This window comes from Xenorhabdus griffiniae, assembly GCF_001028135.1.
GTDB lineage: Bacteria > Pseudomonadota > Gammaproteobacteria > Enterobacterales > Enterobacteriaceae > Xenorhabdus > Xenorhabdus bakwenae.
In genome coordinates this window covers 70,865-77,373 of the sequence record NZ_LDNM01000044.1, presented here as the reverse complement: position 1 = coordinate 77,373, position 6,509 = coordinate 70,865, and the positions used below count along the sequence as shown (strand labels likewise).

At 42.0% G+C, this 6,509-nt stretch carries 9 protein-coding genes and 1 pseudogene; 6 read left to right on the top strand and 4 right to left on the bottom strand.

The genetic code is table 11. From position 1 onward, the window contains the following. A pseudogene (locus tag AAY47_RS21995) lies at positions 1–393 on the top strand (hypothetical protein); the annotation flags it as partial. After that, positions 393–824, top strand: coding sequence for a tail fiber assembly protein (locus AAY47_RS11230; RefSeq protein ID WP_047769889.1), 432 nt, complete (start codon positions 393–395; stop codon positions 822–824). The pseudogene AAY47_RS21995 and the gene AAY47_RS11230, both read left to right, overlap by 1 nt. A gap of 25 nt (positions 825–849) precedes the next feature. On the opposite strand, the gene AAY47_RS11225 is transcribed toward AAY47_RS11230, so the two are convergent. Together AAY47_RS11225 and AAY47_RS22715 are read right to left on the bottom strand one after the other, a co-directional pair. Beyond that, positions 850–1,032, bottom strand: a complete 183-nt coding sequence (locus AAY47_RS11225) for a hypothetical protein (RefSeq protein ID WP_047769887.1) — start codon at positions 1,030–1,032, stop codon at positions 850–852. A gap of 1 nt (position 1,033) precedes the next feature. Beyond that, positions 1,034–1,618, bottom strand: a complete 585-nt coding sequence (locus AAY47_RS22715) for a glycine-rich domain-containing protein (protein WP_053014264.1) — start codon at positions 1,616–1,618, stop codon at positions 1,034–1,036. A gap of 117 nt (positions 1,619–1,735) precedes the next feature. Here AAY47_RS22715 and AAY47_RS11215 point away from each other — a divergent pair, with 117 nt between their 5' ends. After that, on the top strand, positions 1,736–2,311 hold the full coding sequence (locus AAY47_RS11215; RefSeq protein WP_047769885.1) for a recombinase family protein: 576 nt from the start codon (positions 1,736–1,738) through the stop codon (positions 2,309–2,311). A 153-nt stretch (positions 2,312–2,464) separates the two neighbouring features. On the opposite strand, the gene gloA is transcribed toward AAY47_RS11215, so the two are convergent. Continuing rightward, entirely contained in the window at positions 2,465–2,872 is a 408-nt protein-coding gene (gene gloA / locus AAY47_RS11210) for a lactoylglutathione lyase (protein WP_047769883.1), read from the bottom strand. Positions 2,873–3,103: 231 nt separating this feature from the next. Between gloA and AAY47_RS20640 the strand changes: the two genes are divergently transcribed. Both AAY47_RS20640 and slyA read left to right on the top strand, forming a co-directional pair. Then, positions 3,104–3,343 carry a DUF1289 domain-containing protein gene (locus tag AAY47_RS20640; protein ID WP_072059779.1) on the top strand — a complete coding sequence of 80 codons (240 nt, stop codon included), beginning with the start codon at positions 3,104–3,106 and terminating at the stop codon, positions 3,341–3,343. Positions 3,344–4,021: 678 nt separating this feature from the next. Then, positions 4,022–4,459, top strand: a complete 438-nt coding sequence (slyA, locus tag AAY47_RS11205; protein ID WP_047769881.1) for a transcriptional regulator SlyA — start codon at positions 4,022–4,024, stop codon at positions 4,457–4,459. 83 nt (positions 4,460–4,542) lie between these two features. Here the strand turns inward: slyA and AAY47_RS11200 are convergent, their stop codons facing one another. Further along, on the bottom strand, positions 4,543–5,016 hold the full coding sequence (locus AAY47_RS11200) for a glycine zipper 2TM domain-containing protein (RefSeq protein WP_047769879.1): 474 nt from the start codon (positions 5,014–5,016) through the stop codon (positions 4,543–4,545). 295 nt (positions 5,017–5,311) lie between these two features. Between AAY47_RS11200 and anmK the strand changes: the two genes are divergently transcribed. Continuing rightward, on the top strand, positions 5,312–6,421 hold the full coding sequence (gene anmK / locus AAY47_RS11195; protein WP_047769877.1) for an anhydro-N-acetylmuramic acid kinase: 1,110 nt from the start codon (positions 5,312–5,314) through the stop codon (positions 6,419–6,421). Positions 6,422–6,509 lie beyond the last annotated feature (88 nt).

Here is a 6,509-nt window from a genome sequence, read left to right as displayed (position 1 = left end):
TTTGTGAAAAACCTCGGTTTGTCAGAACTGGGCTATCGAACCATTGGTAACGGGCCAAACCAAATTCCTGATATGTCGTTTTTTAGCAGCACAGCAAATTCATTTCGTGTACCTAGTGGTTATATGATGGTGTTTGGAGATTTTCTGGCGACCGTTCCGTCGTCGGCTGACGGGCGTAGTGCGTCAAGAGAATCCGTCAAATTTTCTACGCCGTTTCCGCACTCGTGCGATTCTGTGACGGGCGTATTTGCAGTAGGCGTCGGGAACGGCCCTATTTTCTGCACCTGTGAAGACGTATCCCGCGCGGGGTTCGTGTTACGGGCGGGCATTATGTCAAAATTGACTAGCTCCATTAAATTAAAATTCATGTATATCGCAGTGGGGAAATACTAATGCAGAACATAGTATGGAGTGCGAAAAATAACGCATTTTTTTACGAATTAGATTTAGTGTATTACGAGCGGGCTGGTTGGGATATATCAGATGTTATCCCGATATCTGAACAGGTTTTTCAACAGTTTACCAATCCACCTCCGCGAAAAATACGTGTAGTTGGCCCTAATGGTTTACCCGCGTGGGGGGATGCCCCACCGCCACCTCCTCCCACACCAGAGGAATTGCAGCAGCAGGCTGAGTATGAAAAACGGCAATTGCTGCGTCTGGTCAGGGAAAAAATTGATATTTATCAGGATGCCGTTGATTTTGGTATGGCAACAGGCGATGAAAAACGGTTATTAGACGCATGGAGGGAATACCGGATAATCCTCTATCGGGTAGATTGCTCTACCGCCCCTGATATCCAATGGCCGGAGCAGCCGGAATGATGAAAGGGGCGAAGTGCCCCTATTGTTACTCTGATTTTGTGTTTTCGGGTTGAATGAATTTTCCGTTTTTATAAACATAACCCGATGGTATACCAGCAGGGCATTCGACCCAGATTAACAATGGGTGGAACCGCCCAGCCGGATCAATATCCGTTAATTCAATGACAATATTATTTTCTAATCGTGCCCAATTATTTTTCGTTTTCATATCACCACCTGATAATTACTGCACCAGTGCTACCGTTACCACCAACACCGTTTTCATTGCCACCACCACCACCGGAGCCAATGAGCACCCCATCATATCCCCTATATCCCAGCGAGCCGGCACCGGAACCCGACCCACCATTCATTCCACCTCCGCCACCCCCGCCGTATTGTGACTGGGTACTGGTGTTACTGTTATCGTGACGAACCGCGTTTTGACCACCTCCTGTTCCACCGTTAATTTGTCCACCAATACCCACCCCGGATGATCCTCCTGCCCAGTTACTCGCGCCGTATCCGCCTGTTGCCGACAGGTATTTACCAAATGAGGATGATTCGCCACTGTTGATAGTGTCTGGGGATGACGCCCCGGCGCCTCCAGCCCCTACCGTTATGGTGACGCTACTAATCCCCGATAACGACAAACAACTCTCGGCCATTCCGCCCCCGCCGCCGCCCCCGCCGCCGTGTCGATAAAAACCACCGCCACCGCCACCACCATAAACAGTAATACTGGCGTTTAATTTACCGTTGCGTAATTCATTGGGAACGTTCCATGTGTATACGCCAGCCCGTGTAAATGTCACGATATTCCGGCCTGCATTCGCTATTTCCGCCAAACCGAGGTATTAAGGATAAGAAGCTAATCTATTGCGAAAAATAGCCGATAAAATAAGTAAGCAAGGATGAATAAGGAGTGAGTTATGGCGAAAATCGGTTATATCAGAGTATCAACGACTGACCAACACAGCGACTTACAACGTAACGCCTTAATCGCAGCCAACTGTGATCACATCTTTGAAGATAAAATTAGCGGTAAAACGGCCAACCGCCCGGGACTCAAACAAGCCTTAGAACACCTGAAAACAGGTGATACTTTGGTTGTCTGGAAGCTGGATAGACTGGGCCGCAGTGTAAAAAACCTCATTAACCTGAATGAAAAACTGAGCAATGACGGCATTCACTTTCAGAGCCTGACTGACAGCATTGATACCAGTACGCCAATGGGACGATTTTTCTTCTATGTGATGAGTGCATTGGCTGAAATGGAACGGGAACTGATTATTGAACGCACGAATGCTGGATTAGCCGCAGCACGGGCACAGGGGCGAATTGGAGGGCGTCCGGTGGCACTGCCGGAAGATAAATATCAGCAAGCAATCCAATTGTTGAGTCAAGGAAAAACACGGCGTGAGATCGCCAAGGCGTTTAATATTTCACTGTCAAGTACTTACAAATACTTGCCTGTAGGCCGTGCGGCTAATGATGATATTTTTTAATCAGGCATTTTATTCTGCACTGTGCATTATAGGGCGGTAATTTTCACTTGAAACAGTGCAGAATATACCGCCAAATAGTGCAAAATTGGTCGCCGCGCTACAATTGAGGTATTTAAATAATGTCTAACTATAACTCGATAGTTATTGATAGGATTAGTTGCCTAATGCATGGCTGGCACTTGAATTTCCGATGAGTTCAATCTTATAGCCATCAGGATCTTCAACGAATGCAATGACGGTTGTTCCACCTTTAACTGGCCCTGCTTCGCGAACTACTTTCCCTCCAGCAAGTTTGATGCGTTCACAGGTTGCCGCAACATCATCAACACCTAAGGCGATATGTCCAAATGCGGTTCCCATTTCGTAGTTTTCAATATCCCAGTTATAAGTTAGCTCAAGAACTGCGCCTTGACTTTCATCGGTGTAACCAACAAACGCGAGAGAATACTTATACTCTGGATTTTCGCTGGTACGAAGTAAACGCATACCCATGACCTGAGTATAGAAATCAATTGAGCGCTGCATGTTGCCAACGCGGATCATAGTGTGGAGTAAACGCATGATTACCTCTTGATCTTTATAGTTTTATTGCGAAATATAGCTTTATTACAAAAACTGTGCGCACATATCTGGTTAATATAACGTGTATAGATCAAAAAATTCAAATTATCCGGTTTACTTAGCTTTAAGTTGTTACCATTTTATTTTGAAATGACGTGGAGGAAGTTTATACTGGTCAATAAATGGCCTTATTATGGGGATGATTGACAAACTTGGATATAGGGGAATGAGATGGCTAAACAATTAGAATTTTTTGCTATTCCAAACCCTTGTCGGGGAGTTTGTGAATCTGATCCCCGTGGTTTTTGCCGGGGATGTTATCGTAGTAGGGAAGAGCGATTTATATGGATGAAAGCATCGGATAGTGAAAAAAGAGAAATATTGCGGTTATGTCATCAGAGAAAGCTAAGAGGTCTGAGAAAGAAGGAAGAGGAAAGAAATATTATTCCAAGACAACCGGATTTATTTTAAATCCACTCTGAATTGGCTAAAAAATCTCATTTATATGAATTATAGTTTAGGATGAGCGCAAAAATAAAAAGTATTACTAGCCATAAATGAGATATTATTTATATTACATTTTTTTTATTTGACATAAGTCATTTAAAAATATCACTTCTGTTGTCTATCTTAATCATTTCAGTAAAAATTTCTTATTAAAGAATTATTTATTGAACAAAAAATAGGCTTTTTTGTTATCTTGTTGTTTTTTATGTTATTTATTTTGATATTATCAATCTATGTAAGAGAAAAATGATATTAATGTAAAAATATATAGATTAGTATTTGGATGGCGGTTATTCTTATAGAACTTTAACCGAGTGAAAATGTATATATTTGGGGGGATTGTATTTTTTTTGTTGAGATTTAAACTTACACTAGTTTAGTTGAAGGATTATTTTATGCAGTTTATATCGTTGGTGGATTAATGCGCGATTTTATTCGGTGCGCCGTACAATGTCGCTCTTTAGAGCGAAGAAGATATCAACTTTAAGTAACAAGCCAACGCGATACTAATTAGGTAATTAGCGAAATTGCTGACTCTGCTAATGTAAGCATGATATAGAGTGCGTATCCATTATTCATATGAATAAACTGATTGGATAATTCATTGATGTTATATGAGTCTCTAATTATAAGGAGGGGTAATTGGAATTGACATTGGGATCAGATCTGGCACGTTTAGTCCGTATCTGGCGCGCTTTAATTGATCATCGTTTGAAACCGTTGAAATTAACTCAGACGCATTGGGTGACTCTATACAATATTAGTCAACTACCACCAGAGCAATCCCAGATACAGCTTGCAAAAGCTATTGGTATTGAGCAACCCTCTTTGGTGAGAACGCTTGATCAATTAGAAGAAAAGAAATTGATTACACGCCACACATGTGTCAATGATCGACGTGCAAAAAGAATCAAATTAACCAAAGAATCGGAAAACTTTATTAAAGAAGTGGATAGTGTTATTAGTTCGACAAGAAAAGAAATTTTGGAGGGAATTACTCATGATGAGTTAATTCTGCTTGCTTCTGTAATAAAGAAAATTGAAAAAAATATTAACCAATTGCACAAACAGGTAATATAAAAGTTAATCTATAATAATAAAATCGCGGCCCAGATCTTGTTACTGGTAAACCGCGATTTTTTATCTTGCGTTATTTGAACATTTTAGAGTGGTGATACAGTCAAAGAATCTCCGCTGTTTGCGATCCTGACACGTTGCCCTTTGCTGAATACGGTGTTGTCTGACTTTTGTACTACGATGGCGTTTTTTCCGCTGTCCATACGAATTTCTAGTTCAATACCTTTCGTTTGGTCTAAAGCACCTTCGATTCTTTGACCAGCCAGACCGCCAGCAATAGCCCCCGCAGCGGTGGCAAGCCTTTGACCAGAACCATCACCAACTGTATTACCCAGCAGTCCTCCCAAAACAGCACCACCAATGAGGCCTAGCATATTAGGATCACCAGCTTGCTTACCTTTAATTGTGATGGGACGTACAGATAGAATGGTGCCATAAGTCACAGTTTGAGCTTGTTTGGCTTGACCAATAGAGTAAGTATCACTAGAAAGTGCTCCCATGTCTGCACAGCCAGACAACGTGGTTACTACAACTGCGCCAACCAGGAAACGTTTTAACATAATCACTCCTAATTTTAATGCCCGATAGTGAAGCTTGAGAATAAACTTATCACCAGTTGTTCGGCTACTAATAATGCATATTTACATGTAATAAATGTTCACGATGAACTCTGAAAGGAATACTTCCTGACCAAAAGTTTAGCATGTTTTGTGAAGAGCTTTCCAAAACTCAGATTTTATCTCTGACAATGATCATTAAACATATATATTCCGAATCGATGTGTTTTATAGTTTACGCAAGATTAAATGTAATCCACATGTTAAATGTTATCCATTATTTAATAGAGGAGTATTTATGAAGTCAGGACGTTATATTGGTGTGATGTCTGGCACCAGCATGGATGGGGTTGATGTTATTTTGGCGGAGATTAGTGATAAAATTGTTACTCAACAAGTGAGTTATAGCCATCCTTTTCCGCAGGAGCTTAAGCAAAAATTGCTATCTATTTGTCAAGGGCAGCAAACGACATTATCAATGGTCGGAAAATTTGACTATGAGCTTGGCACTCTCTTTGCAAAAGCTGTTCAAGGATTACTGAATAAAGCAGGGCTGACTGCAAATGATATTATAGCAATCGGATGTCATGGGCAGACGGTATGGCATGAGCCGGATGGTGAAAAACCTTTTACCATGCAAATTGGTGACAATAACCGTGTAGCAGCACTTACCAATATTACAACGGTCGGTGATTTCAGACGGCGTGACATGGCTTATGGTGGGCAGGGAGCTCCTTTAGTCCCCGCATTTCATATGGCTGTATTGGGCCATCCGACAGAAAGGCGTATCATTTTAAACATTGGTGGAATAGCCAATATTTCAGCTCTTCTGCCTAACTTAGCCGTTAAAGGATATGATACCGGACCCGGCAATATGTTGATGGATGCTTGGACATGGCAGCATAAGCAGTTGCCTTATGACAAAGATGCGCAGTGGGCCAGTGAAGGTACTGTTAATGAATCTTTGCTCCAGAAAATGCTTTCTGATCCCTATTTCGTACGAACGGCACCAAAAAGTACTGGGCGTGAATATTTTAATATGGCATGGTTGGAAAAACAGTTGGCTGATTTCCCTGAAGTTGCCCCAGTGGATGTGCAAGCCACATTAGCTGAACTCACGGCTGTAAGCATTGCCCAGCAAGTGATGCTGAGTGGTGGATGTGATCGTCTTTTGGTCTGTGGCGGCGGGGCGCGTAATCCATTTGTGATGAGTCGGTTATCGGCTTTATTGCCTGGAGTTGAAGTGACTACGACAGACAAATATGGTTTGAGTGGTGACGACATGGAAGCTCTGGCATTTGCCTGGCTGGCATTCCGAACAATGTCTGGGTTGTCTGGTAATTTACCGTCAGTCACAGGTGCGGATAGAGAAACGATTTTAGGGGCAATTTACCCGGTTGTCAGATAATGGATTGGATAATGGTCAGTGAACAGATGATCATTATTAGAAGACAGTTAGCTAACAGATAGCAATGATATGCTAATACGCATTAATA

Coding starts and splice junctions, on each gene's coding strand:
- AAY47_RS11230 (WP_047769889.1), top strand. CDS start 393: ATGCAGAACATAGTATGGAGTGCGAAAAATAACGCATTTTTTTACGAA.
- AAY47_RS11225 (WP_047769887.1), bottom strand. CDS start 1,032: ATGAAAACGAAAAATAATTGGGCACGATTAGAAAATAATATTGTCATT.
- AAY47_RS11215 (WP_047769885.1), top strand. CDS start 1,736: ATGGCGAAAATCGGTTATATCAGAGTATCAACGACTGACCAACACAGC.
- gloA (WP_047769883.1), bottom strand. CDS start 2,872: ATGCGTTTACTCCACACTATGATCCGCGTTGGCAACATGCAGCGCTCA.
- AAY47_RS20640 (WP_072059779.1), top strand. CDS start 3,104: ATGGCTAAACAATTAGAATTTTTTGCTATTCCAAACCCTTGTCGGGGA.
- AAY47_RS11200 (WP_047769879.1), bottom strand. CDS start 5,016: ATGTTAAAACGTTTCCTGGTTGGCGCAGTTGTAGTAACCACGTTGTCT.
- anmK (WP_047769877.1), top strand. CDS start 5,312: ATGAAGTCAGGACGTTATATTGGTGTGATGTCTGGCACCAGCATGGAT.